This is a genomic window from Bacillus sp. AY2-1 (genome assembly GCF_008368965.1).
GTDB classification, from domain to species: Bacteria; Bacillota; Bacilli; order Bacillales; family Bacillaceae_G; genus Bacillus_A; species Bacillus_A thuringiensis_S.
Window position 1 is genome coordinate 1 of the sequence record NZ_QPEL01000282.1, and the last position, 1,237, is coordinate 1,237.

The window sequence follows — 1,237 nt, forward strand, 5'->3', positions numbered from 1 at the left end:
ATTTAATCAAACGCATAGTTTATTTTGTGGTATTACTAGTAATTGCTTAACTGTTTATGAAAAATATTTTGGTTTTGTAACTATTCCACTCATGTCTTTAATGGCATTTTGTTTAATTTTTGTATTATCTTTTTTTATAAAGATAGAAGAGAAATGGGTAGGAGAAAGTGTAAAATGAATTTGGTTCTGGTGCAAAAATAGTATGAAAGATAATAAATCCAATAGCTTCTTAATGGGATCATCTCTTACGCTGCAAGTCCAAATAATTGATGGATGAATGCTTTTTGATTTTGGACAGACCGATCCCGTAAATCAGCCTGTTGTTTTTTAATCATATGTATGGCTTCTACTCCAGAAAGAATGGATATAGCTGTGTCAAAACATTTGAGTCCTAGCATAAAACAAGATCATCGCTGCTTTATAAAGCGATGGTCTTGTTCTACTATTATGTTATTCAAGTACTCCTGTTGTTAAGTCGCATACTACCAGGTATGCTTTTTTCCTTTTTCAATTGTTCAATTAAAGTAAAAAAACGAAGCAAAATCCGACACCTTTACACTTGTGTAAAAGTGAAAAACGAAGCAAAATCCGACACCTTTACACTTGTGTAAAAGTGTAAAGGTGTAAAAAATATACTAATACAAATAAAAGGATGTAATGAAAATAATGTCAATCAGCACAAAATCAGATCCATTTTTTCAAAAATTTCTTTAGTAAACTTAATTTGAAGATGCTGTACTTATAGTTAATTTCAAGAAAAAACTGTACCAATACTCGTATATATCAAAAGAATACAGAGCCTAAATACTTTCAAAATGGAATAATAAAAAAATTTCACGTGAAATTAAATTTATATAATTATAGCTTGATAGCGATGGGGAAGTACCAAACATCAATCAACTTAAGGATGTTTGGTATCAACCCTTGTCGATTTAAAAATATCATAAATATATTGTAATATCTTGTAAAAATTATATAAATTGGATAAAATGATGATTGTAAATACTATATTTACCAATTTACATACTATATTTACCAATAGTTATGTTTGGAGGAAAATACATGATAAAAAATTGTAGTTTGCAATAATCAAGTAAAAATCTATTATTAATTATTCCAGAAGCTTTTTAGAGATTTCCTAAATAAGTGATACTTATACTAATTAAGCAAATGGTTTAGCTTTCTTTAATTTAAGAACACTTAAAACAGAAACTCAAGTAACTAATGCATAGAGTTC

General features: G+C 27.8%; 1 pseudogene. It reads right to left on the bottom strand.

What is annotated here, in order from left to right:
* Nucleotides 1-245: 245 nt before the first annotated feature.
* Nucleotides 246-520 (bottom strand): annotated as a pseudogene (locus DN403_RS30385) (DDE-type integrase/transposase/recombinase); the annotation flags it as partial.
* Nucleotides 521-1,237 lie beyond the last annotated feature (717 nt).